The sequence below is a fragment of the Psychrobacter sp. 1Y4 genome (assembly GCF_051847555.1).
Genome location: NZ_JBPYDE010000541.1, coordinates 1 through 712 on the forward strand (window position 1 = coordinate 1; position 712 = coordinate 712).

Below are 712 nucleotides of genomic sequence, written 5' to 3' on the forward strand. Positions count from 1 at the left end.
CAGTTGGCTGAGACGGTATTTGCCGAGACCAAAGCAGGGTATGACTCATGGCTTGCTGCCCCAGCGATTCAGCGTGTTTTTGGCTTTGATCCCAATGCGCGTTTGGCACAAGTACATGGTTATAATCCAATGATAGAGCCATCGCATACTACTAGTAAAAACCATCAGCTACATTGGCTGCCATTCGCAGATAATGCGCAGCAACTAATAGGGAAAAATGTGCAAAAGCGTTTTAATCTAAAACAAATGACCGTTGAGCTAATACATCGTGACTATGATGGCTTTGTGCAGCAAATGCAGGCGCAATGGCAGTACGGCTACCAACGTACGACCGATTACATACAGCAGCATGACCTATGAAACCCGCTAAGTTATCTAGTCATATGAGCAACACGCCGCATATTATCGTTATTGGTGGTACAAGTGGTCTTGGCTTGGCATTGGCGCTGCATCATCAAGCGCTTGGCTGGCAGGTGAGCGTTGTAGGAAGTAATGCGGCAAAGATAGCCGATATCAACAGCCAATATCCTACTATCGTGACCTATGCATGCGACTTGACCGATCAGAATCAGACACAAGCGTTGTTGGACAGCTTGTCGAATATTAGATTTCAAAGGCTTATCTATAGTGCTGGCAGTTATACTAATGAACGTGTCCATCAGTTGAACCAAGTCGACAGCAATCAGATGCTAGCGATTAATTTACAAGCATT

At 45.2% G+C, this 712-nt stretch carries 2 protein-coding genes; both read left to right on the plus strand.

The annotated features are described in order from the left end of the window. Positions 1 to 360 (plus strand): hypothetical protein (locus tag ACS8FC_RS17440; RefSeq protein ID WP_439297713.1); only part of this gene is annotated, 360 nt, incomplete at its 5' end. Further along, positions 357 to 712 (plus strand): SDR family NAD(P)-dependent oxidoreductase (locus ACS8FC_RS17445; protein WP_439297714.1); only part of this gene is annotated, 356 nt, incomplete at its 3' end. The genes ACS8FC_RS17440 and ACS8FC_RS17445, both read left to right, overlap by 4 nt.